1 protein-coding gene is annotated in these 1,249 nt (G+C 32.5%); it reads right to left on the bottom strand.

Annotated features, from left to right (window positions below; genetic code table 11):
* Positions 1–1,249: non-ribosomal peptide synthetase (locus H527_RS22720; RefSeq protein WP_035089093.1), on the bottom strand; the 1,249-nt coding region annotated here is incomplete at both ends.

Genomic DNA, 1,249 nt, shown 5'->3' with positions numbered 1-1,249 from the left:
ATTTCTATAGATAATTCTTTACGAATTTTAGATACCAAACGAGTAGCCAATAAACTATGTCCGCCCAACTCAAAGAAATTATCATGTATTCCTATGCGTTCTATTTCCAATAATTCTTGCCAAATATCTATCAGTTGAAATTCTAGTTCTGTATTTGCCGAAACATATTCTTGGGTCGATAATTCAGAACTATCTGGTTCTGGTAATGCTTTCTTATCTAATTTTCCATTATTAGTTAATGGTATTGTATCTAAAGCCACCCATAATTTAGGAACCATATATTCTGGTAAACTTAATTTTAAATATCGTTGTATCTCTTCCCTATTTAGCTCTCCTTTAACAACTACATAACCTACTAAACGTTTATTACCACTTCTATCTTCTTTAACTAAAACACAACATTGATTTATTTCTGGCAAAGAAGATAAAACATTCTCGATCTCTCCTAACTCTATACGATATCCACGAATCTTGACCTGATCATCTACTCTACCCACAAATTCAATAGTCCCATCTGGCAACCAACGAGCCAAATCGCCTGTCTTATAAATTCTCTCTCCTTCTTTAAAAGGATTCGCTATAAACCGCTCATTTGTTAATGTTTCTTGATTCAAATATCCTTTAGAAACACCACTTCCAGAGATACATAACTCCCCAACAACTCCTATAGGTAATAAATCCAGAGAAGAATTTAAAACATACAAACTTGTATTAGTAAGAGGCTTACCTATAGGAATTGTTTCTGCTGTATCTGATATATTACAAATTACTTGACATGAAGCATATACTGTTGTTTCAGTAGGACCATAAACATGTAATATTCTATCTGCACCCAATGCCGATAACATTTTTCGGACAGGAGATATCGAAACTTTTTCTCCTCCAAATAACAAAATCCTCAAACTAGATAATAAAGATAAATCAGACTCTGCCATAGAATTAAACAATGCCGTAGTTATAAAAATAACACTTAACTTTTCTTTATCTATAACTTGTGATAAAGCTTTTGCATCCGAAGCTGTAGAGTTATCTATTAAATAAAGGGTAGCTCCATTTAACAAACTACCAAAAATCTCATAGGTTGAACCATCAAATCCATAATTAGACCATTGAAGCACCCGATCCGAAAAATTAATTGAAATCTTACTCGATGGATCATTAATAAGAGTAACTACATTTTTATCACTAATAGAAATTCCCTTAGGCAATCCTGTAGTTCCTGAAGTATACATGATATAAGCAACAGAAT

Origin of the sequence: Aquimarina muelleri DSM 19832, from assembly GCF_000430665.1 — a bacterium.
In the GTDB taxonomy this organism is placed as follows: Bacteria; Bacteroidota; Bacteroidia; order Flavobacteriales; family Flavobacteriaceae; genus Aquimarina; species Aquimarina muelleri.
The sequence above is the reverse complement of the archived record's forward strand: the minus strand, read 5'-3'. Positions and strand labels throughout refer to the sequence as shown.